This is a genomic window from Bacteroides sp. AF32-8BH, assembly GCF_003435205.1.
Lineage (GTDB): Bacteria > Bacteroidota > Bacteroidia > Bacteroidales > Bacteroidaceae > Bacteroides > Bacteroides ovatus.
On record NZ_QVLZ01000009.1, the window covers coordinates 1 to 26,930 of the forward strand.

Annotated in this window: 15 protein-coding genes; 1 reads left to right on the forward strand and 14 read right to left on the reverse strand. The window is 41.2% G+C overall.

Annotated elements, in window-relative coordinates:
- The first annotated feature begins 1,551 nt into the window (after nucleotides 1-1,551).
- A complete protein-coding gene (locus DWZ47_RS07610) occupies nucleotides 1,552-2,760 on the forward strand; it encodes a hexokinase (RefSeq protein ID WP_004307069.1) in 1,209 nt (402 codons plus the stop codon).
- 153 nt (nucleotides 2,761-2,913) lie between these two features.
- On the opposite strand, the gene DWZ47_RS07615 is transcribed toward DWZ47_RS07610, so the two are convergent.
- From DWZ47_RS07615 to DWZ47_RS07685, 14 genes are all read right to left on the reverse strand, one after another.
- Complete coding sequence (locus tag DWZ47_RS07615; protein WP_004310640.1) at nucleotides 2,914-4,908, reverse strand: glycoside hydrolase family 97 protein; 1,995 nt, start codon at nucleotides 4,906-4,908, stop codon at nucleotides 2,914-2,916.
- A gap of 115 nt (nucleotides 4,909-5,023) precedes the next feature.
- Nucleotides 5,024-6,118 carry a cellulase family glycosylhydrolase gene (locus tag DWZ47_RS07620; RefSeq protein WP_004310638.1) on the reverse strand — a complete coding sequence of 365 codons (1,095 nt, stop codon included), beginning with the start codon at nucleotides 6,116-6,118 and terminating at the stop codon, nucleotides 5,024-5,026.
- A 126-nt stretch (nucleotides 6,119-6,244) separates the two neighbouring features.
- Nucleotides 6,245-8,356, reverse strand: coding sequence for a beta-galactosidase (locus DWZ47_RS07625; protein WP_004310637.1), 2,112 nt, complete (start codon nucleotides 8,354-8,356; stop codon nucleotides 6,245-6,247).
- A gap of 135 nt (nucleotides 8,357-8,491) precedes the next feature.
- Complete coding sequence (locus DWZ47_RS07630) at nucleotides 8,492-10,540, reverse strand: DUF5125 domain-containing protein (RefSeq protein ID WP_004310636.1); 2,049 nt, start codon at nucleotides 10,538-10,540, stop codon at nucleotides 8,492-8,494.
- Nucleotides 10,541-10,566: 26 nt separating this feature from the next.
- Complete coding sequence (locus DWZ47_RS07635) at nucleotides 10,567-11,565, reverse strand: family 43 glycosylhydrolase (protein ID WP_004310635.1); 999 nt, start codon at nucleotides 11,563-11,565, stop codon at nucleotides 10,567-10,569.
- A gap of 31 nt (nucleotides 11,566-11,596) precedes the next feature.
- Nucleotides 11,597-13,252: a RagB/SusD family nutrient uptake outer membrane protein gene (locus DWZ47_RS07640; RefSeq protein ID WP_004307063.1), complete on the reverse strand. Its 1,656-nt coding sequence runs from the start codon at nucleotides 13,250-13,252 to the stop codon at nucleotides 11,597-11,599.
- Between the two features lie 10 nt (nucleotides 13,253-13,262).
- On the reverse strand, nucleotides 13,263-16,628 hold the full coding sequence (locus tag DWZ47_RS07645; RefSeq protein WP_032856062.1) for a SusC/RagA family TonB-linked outer membrane protein: 3,366 nt from the start codon (nucleotides 16,626-16,628) through the stop codon (nucleotides 13,263-13,265).
- A gap of 267 nt (nucleotides 16,629-16,895) precedes the next feature.
- Complete coding sequence (locus tag DWZ47_RS07655) at nucleotides 16,896-17,909, reverse strand: FecR family protein (protein ID WP_004307061.1); 1,014 nt, start codon at nucleotides 17,907-17,909, stop codon at nucleotides 16,896-16,898.
- A gap of 72 nt (nucleotides 17,910-17,981) precedes the next feature.
- Nucleotides 17,982-18,572: an RNA polymerase sigma-70 factor gene (locus tag DWZ47_RS07660; RefSeq protein ID WP_004307060.1), complete on the reverse strand. Its 591-nt coding sequence runs from the start codon at nucleotides 18,570-18,572 to the stop codon at nucleotides 17,982-17,984.
- Nucleotides 18,573-18,684: 112 nt separating this feature from the next.
- The gene (locus DWZ47_RS07665) at nucleotides 18,685-21,216 is read right to left on the reverse strand and encodes a family 20 glycosylhydrolase (RefSeq protein ID WP_117512710.1); all 2,532 of its coding nucleotides are present in this window, start codon (nucleotides 21,214-21,216) and stop codon (nucleotides 18,685-18,687) included.
- Nucleotides 21,217-21,223: 7 nt separating this feature from the next.
- Nucleotides 21,224-22,297, reverse strand: coding sequence for a cellulase family glycosylhydrolase (locus tag DWZ47_RS07670; protein WP_004315169.1), 1,074 nt, complete (start codon nucleotides 22,295-22,297; stop codon nucleotides 21,224-21,226).
- A 34-nt stretch (nucleotides 22,298-22,331) separates the two neighbouring features.
- Nucleotides 22,332-23,810 carry a BACON domain-containing protein gene (locus DWZ47_RS07675; RefSeq protein WP_117512711.1) on the reverse strand — a complete coding sequence of 493 codons (1,479 nt, stop codon included), beginning with the start codon at nucleotides 23,808-23,810 and terminating at the stop codon, nucleotides 22,332-22,334.
- 46 nt (nucleotides 23,811-23,856) lie between these two features.
- Nucleotides 23,857-25,272: a DUF5125 domain-containing protein gene (locus DWZ47_RS07680; protein WP_117512712.1), complete on the reverse strand. Its 1,416-nt coding sequence runs from the start codon at nucleotides 25,270-25,272 to the stop codon at nucleotides 23,857-23,859.
- Nucleotides 25,272-26,915 (reverse strand): RagB/SusD family nutrient uptake outer membrane protein, encoded by a 1,644-nt coding sequence (locus tag DWZ47_RS07685; RefSeq protein WP_233525019.1) that lies wholly within the window; start codon nucleotides 26,913-26,915, stop codon nucleotides 25,272-25,274. Before DWZ47_RS07685 ends, DWZ47_RS07680 begins: the two co-directional genes overlap by 1 nt.
- Nucleotides 26,916-26,930: the final 15 nt, after the last annotated feature.

The following is a 26,930-nucleotide window of genomic DNA, read 5'->3' on the forward strand; positions in this document are numbered from 1 at the left end:
TAGTTTTTCTTTTTACGCTGGTTTCTCTGGCTCTCTATGCGAAAGGGAAAGAATGTATGAAAGAATAACTCTTGCCAATTTTCTTTGCAAATCGGACTGCAAAGATAAGAACTTTATTTATTATAATCCAAACTTTTTCGGAAGTTTTTTTGTTCTTTTCTTTAAGTGGGATTCCACTTTTTCACTAAGTCAATTTGTCAAGGCTTTCTTCTCTTGGAAAGCGGGTGCAAAAGTACGCCCTTTTGATATATACTCCAAATATATCAAACTATTTTTTCTAATTATTTTTGAATACATTTGCTAAAGTGCTGACGCATAACGATGTTGTAGAACATATTTTTTATGTATAGGGAAATTGTGCGCGGAAACGACGAGAGGGATACACATTATTATATCACACGCGGGCGCGTAGGTGCGCCGGGAATCAGTTTGCGTTAGGGAGCAATTAAAGAATCAGTTCATAAAAATAATAGGGAAGAAAGATAGATATAAGAGATAGTGGTTTTATAGTGGATTCCATTCCTTAGTTTGATTCATTAATATGATACTTGTATGAGAATGATGCGTAGAAACTTCACTTTGCTGAAAAGGATTTTTCTTTTTCATTTCTCATGTTCTCATAATATACATAATAATCATCTGTGAATCAAATAGATAATACTATGAGAAATAAAACACAAAAGGGTATTTCTCATAGTATTGCCATGATTTAGTCCGTAAAATCGAGTATTTCTCATAGGGTTTAAACTATTTCTCATCTTATTTTGGCTATTTATCCTATAAAATTCTCAAGCTAGACTTTAAACTAAAGACCAAGATGAATATCAGACTGCACACCGCTTTACAATATATTATCAATGCTTATTGAAAGTATATAGAGCAGATATTCGCATATTTTCCTACCTGCATCTGTATCGTTCCACCCCAGTGAACAGGCCTGTGCACTAGAGTAGAAAGAACCGTCCACTAGAGTGGAACGATCTGTTCACTTGAGTGCAACGATACAGATAGTAGCAGGAAGAAATGGCAATGAGTAAGGGAAAACAGTAAGATATAAGGTGAATGATACACAGGAAAGCAGTAAACAATAGGAAGTTGATTAATAAACAACATAAGGAAAGGAATAATCGTAAGTCCGGCGAGAGTTCGGGAAAAGCTGCAGCCATCATGCATGAGAAATAAGCAAAACAGATAAAAGGAGTATGAGAATAAGAGGAAAAATGAGTTGAAACCGATGAGAAATGCAGCTTTTTTAAGGATAAATGATGGAAATACTATGAGAAATACCACTTTACAGTTTATTTCTCATAGCATTATATTATTGATTTACAAACAAATACCATACAACTTATGAGAACATGAGAAATGAAAATGAAAAATCATTTGCAGGAGAACTTGAATTCAACGAAAGGTTATTTTTTAGGAAAGAGCAAAAAAGAAAGAGATAAATCAGGAATCCGGCCGAATCCATATACCGTATACCGACCGAGCAAAATTCCTTTTCAGTTGTTATTCATATATATCATAGTATACACAATAAAAGTCAATATCATGGAGAAGAATATTTTTCAGTTAGATAATGAGCAACTCAAAGAAATTGCCCGTTCATTCAAAGCAAAAGTAGAAGAGGGATTGAACACTGAAAATGCAGAGATACAATGCATTCCAACTTTTATCACTCCGAAAGCAAGTAGTATTAATGGTAAATCGTTAGTGCTTGATTTGGGAGGAACCAATTATCGGGTGGCAATCGTTGACTTCAGTAAAGTTCCTCCAACTATTCACCCCAACAATGGTTGGAAGAAAGACATGTCGGTTATGAAATCTCCCGGCTATACCCGCGAGGAATTATTCAAAGAATTGGCAGACATGATTACCGGAATAAAACGGGAAAAAGAAATGCCAATCGGATATTGCTTTTCTTATCCGACAGAGTCTGTGCCAAGCGGAGATGCAAAACTCTTACGCTGGACAAAAGGAGTTGACATAAAAGAGATGATCGGAGAAGTGGTAGGGAAGCCTTTATTGGATTATCTAAACGAAAGAAATAAAATCAAGTTTACGAATATAAAAGTACTTAATGACACCGTAGCCAGTTTATTCGCAGGACTTACCGACAGCAGTTACGATGCATATATAGGTCTGATTGTGGGAACAGGTACCAATATGGCTACTTTTATTCCGGCTGACAAAATTAAGAAGTTAAGTCCGTCACATAAGGTTGATGGCTTGATTCCCGTTAATCTGGAGTCAGGGAACTTCCATCCACCATTCCTCACCGCAGTAGATAATACGGTAGATGTAATCTCCGACAATCCGGGAAGACAACGTTTCGAGAAAGCTGTATCCGGCATGTACTTGGGAGACATTCTAAAAGCGACTTTCCCTCTGGAAGAATTTGAAGAAAAATTCGATGCACAAAAGCTTACCTCTATCATGAACTATCCCGATATTTATAAAGAAGTGTATGTGCAGGTAGCACAGTGGATATATGGCAGATCAGCGCAATTGGTTGCAGCTTCACTTACAGGGCTTATCATGTTGCTAAAGTCATACAATAAGGAGATAAGGAGAATTTGCCTGGTTGCCGAAGGAAGTCTTTTCTGGAGCAAGAACAGAAAAGATAAAAACTATAATATGATTGTCATGGAGAAATTACGGGAACTCTTCAGTTTATTTGGTTTGGAAGACGTAGAGATCGACATAAAAAGTATGAATAATGCCAATCTGATAGGAACAGGTATTGCGGCATTATCCTGACACGTTCTAATTTGTCATTGCATGGCAGGTCTTCAATCAACCTGTTCATAAAAATTCGATGCTGTATCAAATTTACTGAACAGCATCGAACCTATTTCAAACTTATCAAATCCGGTTCAATATTTAGATAGAATATAGAACCTAAAGTAGCTATTATTTGATCTTCAGTGCAAAACCGCCTCCGGGTGCCAAATGAATCTTCAACTTACTGTCATTCTTTATCCGGAAAGATTCACATTTATAATCACGTCCAACCCGGTGGGCATTCACTCCATCTTTAAATAATGTAGCATCGTATGTCTTGTCGCCCAAGAAGGAACAATCGACTTCAATGTCACGTGCCGTCCAATCGGTAATTCCACCTACATACCAGACATTTCCTGCCCGGCGTGCCGTTACGATGTACTCTCCCATTTTACCATCAAGCACGATACTTTCATCCCATACGGTCGGAATATTGGCAATAAATTCGGTCGATTCCGGTTCGCGCATATAGTTGCTTGGCGCATCGCACAGCATATTGAAAGGAGACTCGAATACCACATACAGAGCAAGTTGGCGACAGCGAGTTCCCTGGCTCATAGGTTCCGAGTTACAAGGATAATAGTTACCTTTCGAAGCATTACGCATCGCGCCTTGGGTGTAATCCATCGGACCAGAAACCTGACGGGTGAAAGGCAACAGTACGTCATACTTCACCTGATCGACCGAAGCCGGACTCCATTTCATCTGTTCCAAGCCATTAACCCCTTCAAAGTTCAACACATTCGGATAGGTACGATTCAAGCCGGCCGGTTTATGCGTTCCATGCAAATCGAGAATCAATTTATATTTAGCACACATTTCGGCAGCCCGATAATTGAATGCTGTCATATACTGATCGTCACGATCCATAAAATCGACCTTAAAGCCTTTGACTCCCATGTCGGCAAAATAACGGCAAACGTTCTCCATATCACGATCGAAGGCATAATAACCAGCCCAAAGAATGATACCTACATTTTTGGAAGCTGCATAATCTACCAGTTCTTTCAGATTAATATCTTTCACTACTTGCATCAAATCCGCCTGCAGGTTGACTGCCCAACCTTCATCAAGGATTACATATTCTATTCCGTTTGCAGAAGCGAAATCAATATATGCTTTATAAGTCGGATTATTTACTCCGGTGATAAAATCAACGCCATCCAAGTTCCAGTTATTCCACCAATCCCATGCCACTTTACCGGGCTTGATCCATGAAATATCCGTCAGACGGGAAGGAGCAGCCAACAAATAGCTCAAGTTGCTTGCCGCCAAATCTTTATCGGAAGTGGTAACAATGCTCATTCGCCATGGAAAACTTCGGGGGTTATCTACTTTGGCAATGTAAGCTTCACGCTCTTTCACCAACATCTGAAGTTGATTGTGTCCGCCCTGCACCGTCTTCTTGGGATAAGGAGCGAATTGACCCGTCAACCGTTTTTCCCCTTCAGCAGCAGATAAATAGAGACCGGGATAATTCTCCAAACCGGATTCTGTGATACAAATCTTGACACCTTCACCAGCATCCACTACTAACGGCAGAAACATCAAACGTTTTTTATTCAGTTTCGATAATCGATCAGTAGTATAAGTGTTCTCGAAAGAATTGAAATATTGGGATTCGTAATCACCATCTTTCCCCGCTTTTACATACGGAACAGAGGCTACCATATCGGACGGGAAACGGTAATCTACAGTTTCATCCACTACATTGAAAGGTTTCTTCGACCGGCTGACAAAGCGATATGCAATACCATCATTGTAAGCACGAAACTCTACGTTCCAATCTTTCTTAAACCGGAGAGTCAGTTCATTATAGTAATCTCTTAGTTCGTTGGCGCGATAGAAAGGAGAAGGAATCATCTGATCTACTTTTTTCCCGGAAGTGCCGGCCAACTTTGCTTTCTCTCCCCAAACTTCTCCATTCTCCAATGTCATTGAAATTGGAGAAGAAGCCAGTATCTGACGTCCGTCACAATGGATGTCATAAGTCAACTTATCACCGACGGTAATAGTTGTTTGGAGTTTCCCATCCGGAGAATTCAAGGTAAATTGTTTTTGTGCTTGTACCGTAAGCGTACATGCGACAACACATAGAAATAATAAAATCTTCAGTTTTTTCATGGTTTTAATTATAGTAGTTATCAAATCATAAGAAGAATGATGCAAAAATAAAATAATATATGGTAGTAACCTATATGAAAACTAAAAAACAGAAATGAAAAATGAATACGGGATTCTATCTTTTTCCTGTCTGAGATTTTATGCAATCGACTTCTTCCTGTTGAAAAGGTACTCCGTTAGAACGATAAATATCATGGAACCATAACTCCGGCTCTTCTCCCGACGGAATCACTTCATCCCAGGCAAAAATAGTATTTGTCTTTCCTGCAACAAATCCCCAATTAATAGCTCCGGTCTTTTCTTTTTTCATCAGAGGAAGAACATTGCAAAAACGGCTGTCATTGCGGCGGGCCATATATTCGGTACAGATCAACGGACGGTTAAGCATCTTTAGAAATTTGATGCACTCGGCATGCCGTGCCTCATTATCGTAATTATGATAAGAGATAATGTCCGAATGATTCAGCATAAATGCATTCAGAACATTCTTGCGGGAAGAATTATAGTCCCAGATACCGGCAGTAATCGGTTGTGACGGTTTACAGTCGCGTACCCAGCGAAAAACATTGGTCAATAAAGACAAAGAGGTTTCCTCGTGTTTACTATTTCCGGGTTCATTATACAAATCCCACATCAATATCCGATCATCATGAGCGTAAGTGCGTACAATATCTTTGATATACTCTTGTAGAAAAGGATACAAAGTCAGCGTATCCTTGCGCAAGCTGCATGAAGGGTCCTGTACCCATCCGGAATTATGAACTCCCGGCTTCGGCTCCGGTTGTTTGCCATAAGCCGACTCTGGATTCCAACAATCATCAAAGAACACAAACATAGGACGGATTGAATACTTCCGACAAATATTCAAGAATTCATCCACACGTTTTTTCATTCCTGTTGCATCATTTTGCCATACAACACTGCTCAAGAAAACGCGTAAGGTATTAAAGCCCAGTTCATGTGCCCATGAAAGTTCTTTGTCTATCTGCTCAGAATCGAAAGTAACCGCACTCCACATTTCTATCTGATTGATTGCCGTTGCCGGAATATAATTGCAACCTACCAACCAAGGCTGATTGTCATACCATTCCTGTATCTTCTCTTCCGACCAACGGCTGTTGTTTGAAGAATTAGAATCCTGTGTACAGGCGCATACACATATCCCCAAAAAGAATAAAAACACAACATTAACACACCATTTATTTTTCATGCTATTTCAATTGATTAATATATAAATCTATTTGTTCATTTTTTATCTTAAGATCAAACAAAGAGAGTAAACCCGTAAAGGGTATAAAAGACCAAATTCTTTATCTTCATTTTTCCTGTCAGCTGATTATTTATGCCTGTTGTCTGATTTTTCTTTCCACACCACTACTCCCGCAGCTTCGAGGCATGCACTGCCGATCAGTATCTCCGCCTTGTCGGGAATGGCTATTTCCTGAACGTCCGATGTATAATTTAAAGCGATATAAAAACCGTCGCGCCATTCTTTCACTACTCCGTACGGCAGATCTTCGGTCGATACTCCTGCTTCCGTATATACACGACGCACTACCTCTTTTTCTAGTTTGCCGTCATCGGTATCCGTTCCGATATAAGTGACCGTTCCTTTACCCAGTTTGCGGTGTATCACGGAAGCAGCTCCCTTATAGAACTGGTCTGTATAGACAGCCCACACATCTGTTCCGGCAGCCGGTGTCAGTACGTCTCCCCAATTATTCCAGGCAAATTCCTTACCCTCGAAATCGATCTTTCCGTACAGATTGTGGGGCAGATGGTCATAATACAGGCTATTTATTCCGGCTAGTTGATGAATCGGAGCAGCCAAAGGAGCCTCCCACAGTTTGGCGTCACGGTCTTTCTGACCGGTACGGCAAGTCAGGATCAGGTGTCCTCCCTTCTTCACATATTCAGTCCAACGTTCCACCAGCTTGTTGTCAAGCAACTGATAGGCAGGAGCTATCAAGAAAGGATAACCGGAAAAATCCTCTTTCTCCGAAATCACGTCTACAGGAGCTGCAAAAGATTTTAGCAGATTGTAATATTTATGCACGTGAGCCATCGTCCGCCATTGATCCGTCTGCCGCTGAAACTCCATTTCCCAATAATTACTCATATCGAAAAGTAAACCAATACGCCGGGAGGCCAGTTGACCGGGCATACGATTTTTCTTATCGTAGGCGGCACGCAGTTTTTTCATCTCCTGCGTAATGCGTACATATTCTTCACCGCCCGGAGAAAGAGTTACTCCATCAGTCATTATCATACCGTAATGATATTGCTCACTGCCTTTCAGAGGTTGACGGAAACGGTAATTGCATACGAATTTTCCACCACCTGCAAAGACGTGATACACCCACATACGGATGGCACCGGGTAAAGGTTGGGGGTTATACACTCCCCAGTTCACCTGCCCGGGTTGGAGTTCCATAACTCCAAAGGCTTTACCTACGCGATTACGGAACTGGTCGTTTGAGAAACCGAGATCTTCCGGAATACCCATCCGGAAACCCTGGCTGCCTATTCCCTGATTATGTCCGGTCACCAGATAGCGGGTGTAGGTCAGGAAGTCCGGATGATCGATCCGTACCGGATCGACCGGATTGAAAATAGGTATCAGGTTGGTAGTGATCCATTGGTCTTTGTGGATATGCCGCCGAAGGATGTCTGCCTGCATATTGACAAAGCCTGCCAGTTCATCCGCCATAAAGCGGTTCAAATCGAGCATGGCGTGAGGATTGGCCTTATCAGGTACTTCCTGCTGGTTGGGAAGGCGAACCTGCTCGAAGTTCTGATAGGTTTCACTCCAGAAAGAGGCACCCCAGGTATCATTCAGTTTGTCAATAGTGCCGTATTTCTTCTGTAACCAGATACGGAATTTGGCTTGTGCATTTTCACTGTAATCTACCACCCCGTAGTGTCCCGGTTCATTGTCAATCTGCCAGCCGATAACAGTGGGATTATTGCCATAATGTATTGCCAGGCGGGAAACGATATTTTCTACATAATGACGGTAGCGATCGCTACTCCAGGAAGCGTGCTGACGTCGTCCGTGTTGAATGGTCACTCCATTATCCCGTTGAATCAGTATGTCGGGATATTTTTTCGACAGCCAGACGGGAGGCGTGGGGGTAGGTGTACACATGATTACTTTCAGACCATACTTCTCCGCCAGAGAGACTGCACGATCCAGCCATTCAAAATGATATTCTCCCTCTTCCGGTTCCATCATAGACCAGGCGAACTCTGCAAAATGGGTGAATTTGATGCCCATTTCCGACATTTTCTTCAAATCACGCCCCCATTGGGAGGAATCCCATTGCTCGGGATAATAGTAAGAGCCCAAAGCAAACAACTCTTCCGGAGGAAAAGACTTATCGACCGGAGACTGGGAAAAGGATGATAATGAAAACAATAAAGTTAAGACAAATAGGAAATTCTTCATGAATATTATTTTTAGAATCTATATGATAAGACATTTCTGAAAGAAAAAGCCACATTGCTATTTGTATAAAGAGGTCGTGTTTCGGTGAAACCCGGCCTCTTTATCTTATGTAACACTAATACCTATGTCAGACTATTATCTCTTTGTAAACGTACAGGTATTTGTATTCATATCCAGTTTGACATGATATATACCGGCTCTGAAATTATTTCCCGGTCCAAAGTTCTCTGTTTCCTTCCATTGATCTCCATCCCAATAACCGCCCCGGGCTATTAAATCACCTTCAGATACGATGGTCACATCAAACGAAGTAATTTCATTATTCCAACCTTTTCTTTTATAAAATCTGAACATGAAATCGTTGTTCAGAAGGAGGTTAGTTTCATATACACGATCTCCGGTCTTCACACAACAAATAAAGTCTTTTGGATTATCCCATCCCCAATTTCCAATGTCATCGGGAAGGAGTCCGCTGATTCTAGGATGGCCGAAGGCAGCTCCAGTTATCCATACTGTTTCCGGGAATTCCGTATCGGTCGTTTTCTCTACATATATAAGTTCTCTATCCTTATTATATGAAATCCGATACTTACCGTCCGGAGCGTTAAACGTATATTGTCCATTTTCATTCGTAAAGTATTCCGGTTGAAGCATATAGTCCAGATAACTAAATCCTTCGAAATCGACCACTTGTCCTTTCGTGAGGTTTAACTCTACAGCGATATAGCTTGGATTAGTAGATTGAGTCAGTTCCGTACCATTTATTTTATAAGATTCCGGTCCAAGTTGTCCTTCATCCACCTTATCAATAAACATACATATATTCTTATTCAAATCTATCCGGACACGATATACTCCCGGTGTGAAATCCGGTCCGGCTACAAAATCACCGGTAAAATGTCCGCCACCAGTGCCACCTGTTGCCGGATCACTGTAATACCATCCCTTACCCAATAAATTAACAGGTTGCGTATTGACAATAGTACTAGCCAGTTCACCTCCCCAAGGACGTTGTTTGTAGAATTTAAACTGGAAATCTTTAACCAGATAAAGAGTGGTTTCAAAAATATTGTCTGCTACCTTCACACACTGGAATGCATCACTCGGCAAGTTGAAAGTCCATGCACCGACAGTCACCCGTCCGGCTTGAGGATGTCCGAAACTGGATCCGCAAACCCATAACCCATCCGGATAATTTACCGAGCGGTTTTCCAGATATGTCAGTTTGTTTATCGGATCATAATACAATTTATAGTTTCCGTCTACTCCTATAAATGTAGCTTTATCTTTTATTATGTTTTCAAAGAAATCCGGTTGAAGCATCTTTCTCACATCACCAAAATTGCTGAAAGTCACTTCATCACCTTTATGAAGTTCCAAAGCAATGCCCAGAAAAGATGAAGCCTCTTCTAATATACCCATTTCCTGACCGTTAACCAGGAAAGATTGTTCTTGAATATTCTCATCTTTCGCTTCAAAAGCACAAGTGTTATTGTTCAAATCGAGCGTGATAAGATAAACTCCGGGTTGGAACAGCGGTCCCGGAATAAAATCTCCTCCCGTCTTTCCGGCAACCAAGAAAGGGGTAGTTAGAGTGATATTATCTTCGGGAAGAGTAGTGATCTCATTGTCTCCCTCTCCCCAGCCTCTATGCTTGAAAAACTTAAATGAGAAGTTATTAGCCAGATAGAGAGTCAGTTGAAAAACATTGTCGGCACTTTTATAACAATAAAGCACATTGTTAGGTCCGTCCATACTCCAACCGCTTGTGGTAACCAGCCTCGCTTGAGGATGTCCCCAGTTGGCTCCGCAGAACCATAATCCGTCCGGATAGGTCGCCCCGGCTTTTTCTATGTACAAAAGCTCATTAGCAGGATCATAAAGCACACTATAATCAGCCGTCTCTCCTTTGAAACGGGCCTTATTTTCGGACACATATTCAAAGTAATCCGGTGAAAGAATGGATTCTATTTCGTCAATCCCCGAAAACTCGACTTCCTGTCCTTTTTCCAGATGAAGCTTTTTTCCCTGAAAATTAGAGTAAATCTCTTCATCCAACACTTGACCTCCTACAGAAAGAGGAGAGGCAAGTTTCCATTCCGGCCATTGATCCCATTTCTGTACGTCATCACTGCAAGATGCCGTTAACAGCAACAGAAGGACCGTATATATATAATATTTCATAATGCAGTCATATTAAGATTATACATTTATTTTTTATATGCTTTCAGCAGAGCTTGATAAACTGTTTCGTTCACCTTCACAATACAGCCGTGTCGTGCGCCGGGTCTGTCCGTACCATCCTTTACATTAGGTCCGGAGAAAGTACGTTCTTTCCATGGCCCGTCCATAGAGGTAGACTGAAACAAATGATACCCATAAGGTTTGGCTGCATAAGATTCCGCATAAATAAACCAACCGCTATGATTCGGCCGTTCGATAAAAATAGGTGCTTCACGCATCATATCATTCGGAGTGACAGGTGCTCCCGGATTGGTATAGGGACCAGTCAGATTGGAAGAGGTGGCAATACGGACTGTTTTCCCTGTTTCCGGAGCAACAGCCGGATCGCGTTCGTCTTTCATGATCGCATAATAAACACCGTTTACTTTACGGATAATAGCATCGATAATAGCCATATTCTCATCCGTACCAGTAAAATTGAATAATTTCTGTGGTTCCGTATAGGTCTCGAAATCCTTTGTCAACACATAGAGAGTGCGCATACTGTCCCAATCGTCCTTATCCGGGTCGTTGCAGGCATGCCAGCTTATAATGTACTGTTCGCTATCCTTGTCATAAAACATTTTGGGTGCTCCCCAATAATAGGTAGTATAGAATCCCTGTGCATTACTACGATTAAAAATCATTTCATTCAACTGGGTAGATGTCCATGTCACCAGATTTTCCGAACGCCACAAAGCCAGCGGATTGACTGCAATCATATAGAAAGCTCCGTCATGTCCCTGACAAATATCAGGATGTCCAATGTAAGCGCTATTGATGATCCGGCCTTTATTCAGTGTTTCCCAGTTGATGCCATCCCGGGAAACAGCATAATATAACTTTCCATAATTTGCATTAGTCATGTGGGCGAACAAATATCCGCCATCAGTTTCCACCGGAATTTCTTCTCTGCCTGTTTCTGCATCATCCGAACACGACCAACTCATTAAAGACAATAATAGACCAATTATATAGTAACTCATACGTTTCATATCTTTTATTCAGTTAATAGGTTTAATTTATACTTTGTTGCGCTTTGCTCTTATCCTCCGCCCAACCCGGACGTTCCCAAGTCTGCTTCAGCTCTTTTCCATAAGAAATGGCCTGTTCGACTGCATAGTTAGGAATCGGCATGTACTGATGCGTCGGCATTATGCCTTTCGCCTTATACATTTCTTGCGCGTATTTATTAAAACGGATCAAGTCAATCTTTCGATTACCTTCATAGAAAAATTCATGTCCCCGCTCTATCAAAATAGCGTTTAAAAAAGCGTCTTTTGTATTGGTTGTCACACTCGGTAAGTCCGACAGCCCGGCTCTTTTCCTCACCTGATTCACCGCATTTATAGCAGCTACGGAAGGTACAGTTCCTGTTTTACGCACTTCTGCCTCTGCATACATCAATAATACATCGGCCCATCTTGCCAAAGGAATATCGGTACCCTGGAAAGTAGTCATCGTTTCCTGCGGGAATTTATTTATAATATATCCGTTCCATCTCACCCCCAGATTATCTTTGTTGATAACGACACCATTCTTGTCCTTATAACTGGTTACAATGGTTTTCAGACGACCGTCGTTGCTTTCGAAAGCATCGTAGTATTTTTTATCCATACTGAAAGCCTGGAACCATCCACCTCCCATTGGAAAAGGATCCCCTTTTGCCACATCAGAAGGTAAAGCCCACATCAGGAAAGGATTCGCATTTCCATGCTTCGGGTTACCATCAGCAGTAGGGCTACAACTGACAGCCATAATCATTTCTTTATTGAATTTATTGGCATTCTTGAACAGGTCAACGTACGGAGTACTTCCGGTTTTAAACAAATCATATTTGCCCGTATTGAGTTCATTATACATATCAATCGCTCTCTGATAATAACCTTCCATGTGTTCACCCTCGTTCAGACAGTGTTTCATCAGGCAGAAGCGGGCATAGTCACGCGTATAGCGTCCCAAATCCGGGGCTACTTCGGGAGCATTCTTTGCGGCAAATTCCAGATCATCCGTAATCCATTGAGTCATTTCATCCAAAGAAGGGCGCACGGTATTCGACAACGCTTCCGGATCAATTACTTTTTCGGGATCCAGGATTACCGGTACGGGACCGTAAACATGCAACAGGAAGTACATCATCAATCCACGACACAAACGTGCTTCTCCAAGTAAATTATTCTTCTTTTCTTCCGTAAGAGCAGTCAGGGGAGCTTTTTCCAACGTTCCAATCACTTCAGTCATACGGGTCACCTGGGCTGTTTTCGGGAAATGATTCAAGTTACCACCGTCGTCTACATTTCCACGCCAGTAATAAAAGCAATTACTGTAATCTCCTTTACTAAGGCGTTCCCAGTCTGCACCTACTGTGGTAGCAGGCGCACATATATCAGAAGCAGAATCAAACATACGCACCGCTCCTCCAGACTGTATATGAATACCATGTTGTAAACCACCCGAACCCATATCATACGTCCAAACCGTAGTATAAGGCAGGTAGCAAACCATCATATAGGAAACATACTCTTGCTCTGTGGAAGGATATTCTCCCTGTAACAAAGCTCCGTAAATATAAGGATCAAAATTATTCTCACAACTACCGAATAAGAGTTGCAAGGAAACAAGCATCGGTAAAAAGAACTTCTTTTTCATACGACATAATTTGTTAGATTTCATAGCTTGAAGTTTAGAAGGTTAATTTTGCACCTATTGAATAAACTCTCATTTGAGGATATTGTCCTCCGGTCAGATTCGAAGAAGAAGTGTTGATTTCAGGGTCATATCCTTTGTATTTGGTAAAGGTCAAAGGATTCTGAAAGTCGACAAACACACGTATTCCTCTAATATACCCTTTAAATATGGATAATTCTTTGGGACCCAGGTTATATCCCAATGTGATGTTTCTCACACGCACATAAGAGGCATTTTCTCTTGTATAATCAAAGCCCAGATTTTCGGGTAAAGCCACTGATTTACTGATTGCGATACCCGGGAAATGTCCGTTCATGTTTGTCTGGGTATTCCAGATGTTATAAGAATAGATACCAACATTGTGCGCATCCACTCCTCTGGAGAGATTTCCGGCATCTGCACTATAACTATATGCGTCATTCCATTTCTTTACACCTAATTGTCCGTACATAAATATATCCAGATCAAAGTTTTTCCATGTAAATGTATTGCCAAAACCAAAATATAATTTAGGAAGCATGTTATCCATGTAAGAGTCATTCACGTCAATAATTCCATCACCGTTTTTATCTTCGACAATAGGATAACCCGGCATACAGGCGGCAGGTCCCAATGAACGTTGCGATTCGGGCATATTACTCTTATCCACATCGATAATATCGGTCGTTTTATAATAATAGAATGCATTCATCGGTTCATTTTTCCTTTTCTGATATTTCTGATAATCATAGTTAGGCATACGTTCTATCCATACTGCGTTATAATGGGACATCGTAATTTGAGAGGTCCATTTAAAATCATGTGTCTGGAGATTCAATGAGTTCAGACTTACATCTACTCCGGTACGTTTATAATGCCCTCCATTAATTGGACGTGTTCCGTGCATTCCCAATAATTCTGTCGGCGCTGTTCCCAACAAATGGGTTACGTCGTTACGGAATACATCTACACTACCCCAGATTCGATCTCTAAAAATAGAAAAATCCAATCCGATATTTTTCATGACTGTCTTTTGCCAGGTGACATCTTCATAGTTAGCGCCGGACAATATGTAGGGAATGTAAGTTACCGAGTTATTATTGAATTGAACATCCTCGCGGGTTGTCGTTACAATACCGTATAGTGTTGTACCCAGGTTATCGCTACCTGTTTCACCGTAACTGGCTCTTAATTTCAACATATTAATCCAGGAGATATTCTTTATAAATGATTCTTCGTTCATCTTCCATGCAAGAGAAACAGATGGAAAGAAGGCGTATTTCTTACTGGGAAAGAATTTATCCGTACCGTCACGACGCAATGAAGCGGATACTACATAGCGTCCGAATAAGTCGAAACTTCCTCTGACAAACTGTGATCTCTTTTCATTCTTATATTTATAGGAAGTCGGATAGAAAGGACCGTCTGCCATACCTACGCTACTTCCCTGTATATGGTCATTGGCATTTTCATAAGATATATCCGAACCATCGCCACTATCAAGATAACGTCCCATACCGGCCATCAAATTCATATCCAATAACTCTCCAAATTTATGTTGGAATGTTAATGTACCTTCGAGAGTGCTTTGCTGCCTTTTTCCATATCCTAAGTTTCCTCTGGATTTACGTTGCAATGCGTAGTAAACATCAGAAGGTATGTATGAATCACGAGAAGTATTTTCCTTGTTCAAGCCATACAAAACTTTTGCCGAAAGCATATTCTTGATAATATCGACATCCAGTGAGAAGTTCATGTAGTAACCATTTTGCTCGGATTTGTCATTAATATCTTGCATGGAAACGGGATTAGGCGTCCGGCTGAATACATTATATTGTCCTTCGGCATCGTACACGGGAAGATAAGAGGGATAGAAGATTGCTCCGAAAAGTGCTCCGGCTCCCTGATCTCTTAAGTTTCCGACATCTCCGCCGACAGTAGAGTTCGTGTAATTATTCTGATTCAAGTTGACAATTGTTGTCAGTTTCAGGAAATTAGTCAGCTGGGATGTGATGTTTGTACGCAGGGAGTATCGCTCCATATCCGAATTATAAACGGTAGCGTCTTCTTTATAGTAGTTAACGCCCAGATAGTATTTAAACTTTTCCGAACCACCGCTAATCGTCAGATTATGATTGGTCACTGCACCTGTTTTCAGTACCTTGTCCAGCCAATCCGTAGTCGGGGCATTGGCTATTTGTGTCGGTGTAAAGATAGGTGTCCATTTATCGTCATAAGCGGCATTTCCATAAGGATACTGGCCTTTGTCATATAAATAATTCTCTTTACTGAACACATTCACCATGTTCATCAGTTCGGGTCCGCTCAATACATCCAGGTAAGGATAATGTTTTTGCACGGAATAGCTTCCTTCATACACGATGGTCGGTTTTCCCTCTTTTCCTTTTTTGGTAGTCACCAGAATAACACCATCCGCTGCTCCGATACCATAAATTGCTGCAGAAGCATCCTTCAGGATTTCAATGGATTCAATATCATTGGGGTTTAATCCGGCCAGTCCGGCACGATTGACGGAAGAAGGAAGTGACGTACTTCCCGTGCCGACTTCAAAAGAGCCGCTAGGCATAACTACTCCATCCACCACATAAATCGGTGTACCACCTCCACGAATGGAGATATTAATACCTCCTCCCGGCTGGGGACTGGCAACGGTTGCCTGCAAACCGGCAGCACGTCCCAGCAACATTCCTGAGATATTGCTAGTAGCCGCTTTGGATATTTTTTCTGTTTTTACGGTAGCGATAGAAGTAGTCAGGTTTTTACGGGAGGTTGTACCATACCCCACCACTACCACCTCGTCCAATATTTGCTGATTTTCAGCCAAGGTGACAGATAAAGATACCCGGTCGCCCACCTTTACTTCCTGTGTCTGATAACCGATATAGGAGACTTCCAATACAGCTCCCGGTGACACTTCCAGAGAGAACTTAGCATCCAAATCAGATGCGGTTCCGTTGGTTGTTCCTTTTTCCTTAATGGTAGCACCGATGATCGGTTCACCGTTGGCATCGCTCACTGTACCTGTGACTTTACGCTTTTTAGTGTCTTTAGAGGTATTCTGCCGCGCTTGCCCTTTTTGGACAATAATATTCTTGCCCTTTACCTCATAAACAACTTCTTGCCCGTACAATATCTGATCGATAGCTTCATTCAATTGTTTTGCCTTTACACTTACAATCTTCCTAGTATCCAGGTCTCCCACTTTATATACGAAAGAATATCCGCTTTTATTCTTCAATTGCGTCATTGCTTCTTTCACTGAAACATTATTCATTTTCAATGAAACGGCCTGGGCTAGTATTGCTATGTTAAGGCAAAAGAGAGCCACGACCATTAATATGGCCTTCTTCCTGTAATTCATAAAATAAACAAATTATTTAATTAAAACTTGAATAACTCGTTTTAAAAGAGATGTATTTTGCTAACTTTGCATAATCTCTTTTGAAAACATGCTCACGTTTGAAAGTTGTTGAAGAAGAGATTCAGGAGCCGGAAGATGTTCGAGATCTTCCGGTTTTTATTTTTCTCTCCTTATCATTCACTAAAGACTATTCAGTATTATTTCCTTTACTCATATTCTTCAATTATAAGGTTAAACAATCATAGTATTATAATCTCTGGTAACCGGTTAATAGATAGTTATATTGCGCTCTTCAATTTTATATTGTATTTTCTCTGTAGATGCCAACGCATCCAACACTTCCTGAATACTTTGTTCCCGACGGACGAAGTTTCCGTAGAACCGGAATTTATTTAATGAATCATTAGCTATGTGGATATTCACATTGTAGCTACGTTCCAGTTCTTTCACGATGTCCGGCAAAAGTTCTTCATCAAAAAACAGATAGCCATCCGTCCATTGGGAGGCATTGGAGGCTGTGACCGTTTCTACGGTCATCAATCCGTTCGCTTTGTTTAATATCGCTCTCTCGTCGGGTGCAAGGAAAGCTTCTTTCTCTTTTTTCAGTAAATTATTTAATTCCACTTTCCCTTCCAACAAGGATACTACCACTTCGTGATCTTCCGGATAATCGCGGAAATTAAATTTTGTTCCCAATACCTGCAATTGCAAATCTTTAGTCTTTACAAAGAAAGGGAGTTTCTCATTCCGTTGGACTTCAAAATATCCCTCACCTTCTAATTCTACTTTACGGTTATCTACTCCAAAGCCTTGTGAGTAGGTCATTCGTGAACCGGCATTCAACCAAACCAATGTACCATCAGGCAAATAAAGTTTCGTTCTTGATCCTAAAGGAGCCTCTACGGATATATCTGCAAAAGTGTCTTTTACATTCACTCCTCCCTGCCAATATGAGAAGCATCCTACTGCAAGTATGACTGCGATAATCGCGGCATAACGCCACAACGCCGACAAACGGAATTCCTGGCGAGGAGCTTTCTCCACTTGCTTCCGGCTCCCGATACGATTCTTAAAGGTATCGAATGCCTTATCTTTATTGTATTTCGACGCGGCTTCACGGCTCACGGCAGAGAACCAGACTTCCCGTTGCTGAATAAAATAATCCTCATTTTCAGGTGATGCAGCTATCCATGCTTTTAGTTCGGCTAAAGCATTTTTGTCCAAACCTTCGGTCAGATAGGTTGCAATCAATTCATCAATATGTTTCTTTTCTTCTTCCATTTTTCTGCGTTCTATAAAGGAGACAGTAGATTTTTAATTGAGGGTAGTCTAAAAATGACTTTTTTTTCGTTTTTACCCGAAAAAAAATAAAAGTAGAGTAATCAGATATTTACTTAGATTCGTTTGTAAAGATGCTAATGCATTCTTTATATGATACTTAACCGTATTGACAGAGATGCCTAACTCTTGAGAAATTTCTTCGTATGATTTTCCTTCAAAACGGCTTTTATCGAACACGCGACGACATTCGTTCGGCAATTTATCAATGGCTTTATATATTTCCTCTTCCAGTTCACGCTCCAGCAATGTCCCCAACGGATGCGAATCGGATATCGTCATTTTATCGTCTGTTATCTCATCGGGCATCAGAGATGAAAACGCAATCTCGCGCTTTTCCCATTCTGAATTAAGATAGTTGATACAACGATTACGGACGGCTCTCAACAAATAGCTACGGATGGAAACGGAAATCTCCAGCGTTTCACGAATCTCCCATAAATGAAAAATAGTATCTCCGACGATGGTTTCCGCGAGGAATTGATCTTTTACATAGCCATTCGCGACATGACATAACAGGGCATAGTGACGGTCATAGATGTATTGATAGGCATCTTCATTACCTGTCTTCAACTGCTCTACTATTAAAGTTTCAGTATGCTCCATGGATGTATTAGTCGAGTTAATGGCACAAATTTAGAGAATTATTCGAGTTAAAAGCAAAATTAATAAGAAAACCCTCCAAAGAATTTCTTCTCTGGAGGGTTTAACATACCATTTAATATGATTCGTTTATCAATACGGTAGTTACACTTTCCTTTCCTAAATAAAAAGCCTTTGCTTTTATCAGTGGAGCATCACATGCTATCTGTGTTTGCCATTCTACAGAACTTTCCGTAGGTTCACTGCCATCGGTTGTATACCGGATTACCGCATTGGGATTGGTAGTATTAACAAGTAACAATCCATCCTTTACTATAATACCTGGAGGAGATACCCGGAAATTAATACCTCGTTTTGCCAAACGGGGCAATTCATAAGTTACAATACCGGCATTATATTTTCGTTTGGCATCCATATATACTTTGCCGTCCGGAGACAATGCCCACGATGGTTGAGCATTCCAAACGCGTTCTGCCAGTCCAAAGACTTTCGGGAAAAGATAATATTCTATTTGTTCGAAACTACGGATTGTCTCCGCCCAGATTTGTCCGGACAAACCTTTGATATTCTTATACCCCTCTTTTGTCAAAGGTTGCTTACCGTTTGAGGCTGTTTTTACATCCACAGATTCACCTTTCAGATTCCGCCGTAAAGACTTGTAAATATCAAAAGGCAACATATCAAACGTTACGTACTCATCTACGTAACCACCCCAACGTAACCCCGGTTCTTCCACATGATAACAATAGGCCATATCCAAATAGAAATTACCCACATTACAGAGTATAATAGGATAGCCCGCATTTGCTAACTTATACGGAACTTCATCCCCACCCTGTTCCGGAATTGTATTCCAGCAATAATTCAAGACCTTGCTATTTCTGAAATGTTCGTTAACGGTATTATCAGGATTCATAACAATGTCCTGCCATCCGACTGCCTGTATGTTACGTTTGTCCAGCATTTCCAATATTTGTTCCAGAAAATAATCCTTCAGATCCCGTATCTTAGTCAGTCCGTTCTCTTGCATAAAAGTGCGGCAGATAGAAGAACCTTCCCAAATACCTTCCGGCACTTCATCTCCACCCACATGGAAAGCAGTCAGTTCTACTCCTGCATCCTGATACATCCGTACGATTTCGTCAATCACTTTTTCAAGAAAATGATAAGTGGAAGGCATGGCAACATTAATCACATTGTCTGTAAAATTTTGTGCAGACAGATATTGGGAAGTATCTGCAAAGTCAGTCAAAAGATATTCTTCCGCTTTCGATTGGTCTGTATCTATATATTTCTGATAACGGGCATTCATGGCTTTAATCGCTGCCCGGGAATGTCCGGGAATGTCTATTTCGGGAATAACTCTGATATGCCTTTCTTTCGCATATTTCAGAATATCCATGAAGTCACTGCGAGAATAATATCCATTGGCCAATGAAGTAGTATCTGTCTCATTCCATCCCCAGGCATACGCAGGATAAAGACATGTCTGTTCATCTATGGTATGTCCTCTGCGAGAAGCTATTTCTGTCAATTCCTCCAATCCGGGTATTTCCACACGCCAGGCCTCATCGTCACTCAAATGCAAATGCAGTACATTCATCTTATAGAATGATAATATATCGATCAGTTTCAGCAGATCCGCTTTCTTTGTAAAGTTGCGGGCTACATCCAACATAATTCCCCGATGCCCCATGTCCGGATAATCGGTAATATGAAGATTAGGTAGCGGAGAAGAAGTTAGTTCCATGTTATCTAATAAGGCAAGCAATGTTTGACAAGCATTAAATATGCCATGTGTATCACTAGCTTTCAAAGTCAACCGGTTATTCTTTATCACGATTTCGTAATATTCATCGGGATATTGACAGGTAATAGGAACCTCCATTTTCTTCAATTCAATGATTGTTTCTTCATCCTTATCGGAAACGCTACATCTTAATAATGAAGTCAATTGACTTTTCAATAAAAGAGCTTCCTCTTTAAACGCATCATCAAACTTCAGACAGACTTTTTGAGAGAAAGAAGAAACCCCGCCCGTCTTTTCCACTTTTTTAGGAGCAGGAAAAAGAGAAAGCATATCACAATCTACCGGTTTGCTGAAATCATCATTCTGCTTATAGAAATAATTCCCATCTGCATAGGGAAAGCTATTCCTCGAGCTAACCCATTGGGTATCGGGCTTAAAAAGCTCGATCTCAATGGGGACATTTTGCGGTTGTAACGGTTTTCCTTTTTCATCGGTAGTTATCACATAGGCCCCTTCAGGAACCGAGGACACATTAATCACATTTCCTTCACTCAATATGGTAAAAGTGATTGTTTCACCCGGTGGCAATGCCTGGTAGTGTTCAGTGGGGTACATTTTATAGTAAGTCGAACCCAAACATTCAATTTCCAGCGGTGCATTAATAGGTTGCTGATAATAAATAGGTGTCTGATTAAAATAGATCACCCAATTATTAGTCAAGGATTTATTCCCATTATTCGTCAGGCAGAATGTATTCTTAAAATATCTGGCTTCCACACTATCTTTTTCCAGTTTCCATGTTAAGGATAGCTGTGAGGAAGGGGGCTGTTTACCAGCCCCGCAACCAAACAGGCATATCCCCAACATCATTATCCATATATTCCTCATAGTTATCATAAGGGAATTATTTAGTTAATGAACGAATACATTCCACTTCTTCTGTCGAATAAGGGGTTCCATCACTACGGAATATATCATGGAACCACAATGGAGGTTCAACAACATCAGGCAATGGAGTGTCCCATGCAAAGATCGTATTTGTTTTTCCGGCTACAAGTCCCCAGTTGATTGCACCGATATTTTCTCTCTTCAGCATTGGCATAATATCCTGGAAAGTACTATTTTGAGTACGTGCCATATATTCTGTACAAATCATCGGGCGACCGTATTGCTTCAATGTATCAATGAGTTGCTGATGCGAATTCACGCCTTCATACGTGTGGTATGTTATCACATCCGAATTTTCCAATTGGAACTTATTCAGATTAGTCAGGCTCATATCCCAAACTCCGGCCGACAGAGGTTGTGACGGATTCACCGTTCGTCCCCACGTAAATATCTTCTGCAATAACGGCAAACTTCTTTCACCGTATCTATATCCTCCCGAACCTCCGGGTTCATTATATAAGTCCCATAATACGATTCTCTTATCATCCTTAAAGGTAGTCAGGATATCTTTCACATAGCTTTCCAATATCGGAAGTATCACTGCCGTATCGCCTTTATAATACAGATCACCCGGGTCACGTGCCCATCCCGAATTGTGTACTCCCGGCTGTGGTTCCGGCTGTTTGCCAGCCTGATATACAGGATTCCAACAATCATCCAGGAAGACGAAGATGGTAGAGATATGATGCTTGTCGGCAATAGTAAGGTATTCATTGATACGTTTCTTAAAGCCTTCCTTATCTGTTTCCCAAACCAGGTGATGCAAATATACGCGCATACAGTTCATGCCTATTTCTTCCGCCCACCCCAGTTCACGATCAATAGTCACCGGATCAAAAGTATCTGCCTGCCACATCTCCATTTGGTTGATTGCCGTGCTTGGAATAAAATCGCATCCACGAAGCCATCCCCATTGTTTATACCACTCATTAGCCTGCTCTTTCGTCCAGACCTCACGAACAGAGACAGTTTTCTGGTTGCAGGCAATCAACATAACACCAATAAAAAAGGAAAGTAATATCTTTTTCATATAATCGTTTTACTTTATCAAATTAAAAATCTTTTTATTTTCTCCACGTAAATATTACCATATCACCCGGTTCGACTGCTATCGTAGAGCCGTCCGGAGTAGTCGTTGAACCATTTTTCAACACTCTGCTAACAGAACTATCCACATCGATAGACAGGTTCATCACATTACGAAAATCTCTATTTACTACCACAAGATATTGATTACCACCTTTCTCCAGGACAGAGACAACAGCACCTGTATCACTCGTAGTCAATGATTTTATAGGAGTCGGCAGACTTCCCAAAGCCTTCATGCCTTCAGGTATTTCACTTCCGGTGTGAGATACTGAAATAACCTGTGCTCCCAAGAATATACCCGCAAGTTGCTGTACTTCCTGATTAACAGTCTTGACCAAATCATACACTTCAGTCGGATCATCATGTTGAAGTCCGCGATAGGTAAAATACTGGATTGCCTGCGCACCATAAGCTAAATCACTGAAGACTTGTAATCTCAACTCGGGCAATGTCGGTATCTTATAAAAATGAGTGTCATCAAGTTTATGGGAAAGTGCAAGTGCAAATGCCCAGAACGGCTTATTGTTCTCTTTAGCAGCAGCCGATATTTCTTCCAGATTTCGATACCAGTCCGGACGGATAATGCTTGGAGCACCATTTATAGAGACAATTGGATAATTGTCAAACGAAATAAACGGAACAGGGACTTGTTCTATAAACGACTTTACATTTTCAGAATAAAGTTCTTTCCCCCATGCCCAATTGGGGTACAAGTTGATATAACAAGGATGATGACTGTCGATGGTTTTAATCTTCTTCACCAATTCGCCCAAGCCCGGCAAATCATTCACTTCCGGTTCATCCTTCAAATGATAGGCATACAAAGCCGGATGATTCATCATCGCTTTTACAACCTCTTCGGCAGTAGCGACAGACAAGAGATCCTTACAAGAAGTTATCATTTTCACTCCGGTCTTCTGTGCGGCGTCAAGCACCTTCAATGTTGTTTCCAAATCATCATACCATCCCAGATAAATATTAATGCCGGATGCTTTCATCACCGGGAATTTCTCCAGCGACTTATCTGCTTCCACCCCGGTCCATGCTATAATCGGGAATTCTCCATCAGTTGTAGGGATATAAGAATTACCCTGAATGATCTCAATTTCCTGTGTCTTTACTCCATTAGGTACTACGCGGAATACAGCCGTACGTCCGGTTCCTGTATTTGCATTTGCAGTAATTGTCACAGTTCCGTTTCCACTCCCTTTGGTCGGTGAGATGGTAACCCAAGACTGATCCGTCTCGTTTACAAATTTCCATTCCGTATTAGACTTTATCGAATAAACCTCCGTAAAACCGTCATTACCGATCTGTAACTTCTCTAAATTTCCGGAAATAGAAAAAGAGGCTTTCTCCGGATCCATCGAACAAGACATTAATAACATTGGCAACATCGAAAAAAAGAACGTAACCAGAAATTTCTTACTATATGTTTTCATTGATATATACATAATTCTATTGAATATTAAATTAAAGACTATTAATCATGATCCCCTCTTAATTGTAAGGAGTCAATCGTATCACTTCACTGGCTTTATCAATATGTATCGTATAAAGTCCGGCTTTAAAATCAGGACCGGGAATCAGATCGCCGGGAGCATTTCTCGTAACCAAGTTGACAGGCTCAACCGTATATGAGTTCTTCGTATCTTCCTCTTGCGCCCATCCATATCCTCTATAGAACTTAAATCCCATCGTCTGGTCGATGTATACAACTGCTTCGAAAGTATTTGCACCGACCTTTTTAAAGAAGAACCACTGGTGAGGATATGCGAAGTCCCAAGCAAGCGTAGCCACATAAGGTTCGCGTGGAAATCCGACTCCAGTACCGAGAATATACATCACCTCCGGATAAAAAACATCCCGCGGACGTTCCATATACATAAAACCATTTGATGTATTATATTTCAAGTTATAAAGTACCGACGGACCATCGAATTTTGCTTTGCTCCCTGAAACATCTTTAAAGAATTCCGGCCGGAGCATATTGGTGACATCACTACCAAAACCTATAAAATTAATCTTGGCACTTTCTACCAACTGAACATCCAACTGGACATATCCTCCTCCCACATCAAAGAAGCGGGACTTATCAATATCAATGCTGTATGTCAAAGTCTTATCAGCCAGAAAACTCAACATATCAAAAGTGATATTCTCCAATGTATAACTCCCTACCTTAGGAGTCGGAATCGAAGTAGCTGCATCATCAGTCACAATCGCGATCTTATTGTCTGAATATCCCCATACCAAACCGGAATAATCAGGTTTATTATTTATTATCTTTTCGGCAACTTTAAAATGGTCGCCAATCCCTGCCAAATCCGCCGCACTCGTCCGGAAACTATAATCCGTTTCATTCTGACTCTCCTTGTCCATTTCATACACATTTCCCAAATCATCAACAAGGTATAATTGGGAAGGTGTTTCCGGACGGGTTACCGCCACACTTGCGGCCTCATCCAAAGTCAGAGTCGATTCATTGCCACCTAAATCGTTTACAGCTTTTATAGTCACCACAGGACGTCCATTCTGGAAACCGGCAACAAAAGGTAAAGTAGCTTCCTCTTCAATAACCGCAGAACGTCCGCTCAATCCTTTAGACAAATTCAAGATTTCGGCTCCATCCATTGTCACTAATAATTGGAATGAAACCAAATCATTATATTCATCACTGACTTGTGCGGTGAACTTCACTTTATCACCAGCCGCCACAACCGTTTCACCATTCACTCCCCGCAATACGGCATTTTCTATTTTAGGTTTTGAAGGTGTAGGCCACTCCGGCCATTCACTTGGCTTACTAACATCATCTTTTGCACACGAAAGGAGCAATAACGACGACATGAATAATACGTATATCTTTTTCATTTTTCTTAAGATCTCTAGTTTAACAATAATGAATGATGACATTAATTGCGAGCTGCCGCAAGATCCGCTTTCCATCCCTCACGTTCAAATGTCTGTGCCAACACTTTTCCATAAGATTCCGAAGCTTGTTGAACCGCATAATTAGGAATAGGCACATATTGATGTGTAGGAGCCACTCCTTTGATCTTCGCTGTACGCTGCGCATACTGATTAAAACGGATGAGATCTATTTTACGCATCCCTTCATACAACATTTCATGTCCTCTTTCCGTAAGTAAAGCATCCAGAAAAGCTTCAACATTCGCTGTTGCCGATGACGGGAGATCCCCCAGTCCGGCACGCTTACGCACCTCATTGACCGCAGCAATAGCGTCAGCGGACGGAGCCGCATTGTTTTTACGTACTTCGGCTTCCGCATACATGAGCAATACATCTGCCCAACGGGCTAACGGTATATCAGTCCCCTGAAAAGCCGTAGCTGTTTCCACCGGGAATTTATTAATGATAAACCCGTCCCATGTAGTAGTATTCCGGTCAATCCAGGTTCCTGCAGTCGTATAATATTTGGTCAGGATCACTTCACGACGTTTGTCCGAAGGATCATACGTATCCCAAAATTTCGGAGACACATTGAAGGTTTGCCCCCATCCCTGCCCTTGCAGGTAGAAAGGAGTCGGATTTCCCTGATCGTCCACTCGAGCTGCATTATCGGGAGTAGCGAGCATCATCAGCGGGTTAAAGTTGCCGGACTTATTCGTACCGTCCGCCGTTTCATCACAACTGACAGCCATAATCACTTCCGAATTAAAGTTATTAGCATTTTTAAATTGCTCGATATAAGGATTGTCCCCTTTCTTGAAAAGACTATACCGTCCCTTCAACTCGTTATACATATCAATCGCTTTCTGATAATAACCGGACATATAATAGCCTTCATTCAAGCAATGCCGCATGATGCATACACGTGCATAGTCTTTATTGTAACGTCCCTGCTCCGGCTGTGTATCTGCAATATACTGATAAGCATAATCAAAATCAGCCATAATCCACTCCGTCATTTGCTGCAATGTCGGACGTACCAGATTTTCCAGTTTTGAAGGATTAATCAGGTCGTTCGGATCGACAATCAAAGGAACAGGACCATATACATGCAATAGATAATACATCATCAATCCACGACAAAGACGGGCTTCAGCAATAAATTCTCTTTTACGCTCTTCAGAGACCACTTCGGTAGAAGCCTTCTCCAGTGTGCCGATCACATTGGTGAAGTAGGAAATCTCACTTACTTTCGGAAAGTGGTTCGGGTTTTCATCGCTTAATGTACCGCTTGCGTAATAAACACACTGACTGAAATCGGCTTTAGAAAGGAAATAATATCCGCCTCCCCAACCATTATTCCACACAGCCACCTCATCTGTCGGATAATCAAAGAACTTCAGTACACCTCCGGCAGGGATATACCAACCGTGCTGATTGCCACTTGTTCCGGCACCGATCCAATAGGTCCATGTTGTCGTAAAAGGCATATAGCAGGTCATCATAAATGATTCGTATTCGGCTTCAGTCACCGGATAATTAGAAACATTCAACGTGCCATACATCTTCGGATCAAAATTATCCTCACAACTGCACATGATAAATGCAATCATGACAAACACCTTAAATAATTTATTCTTGTTCATATTTTCAATCTTTTC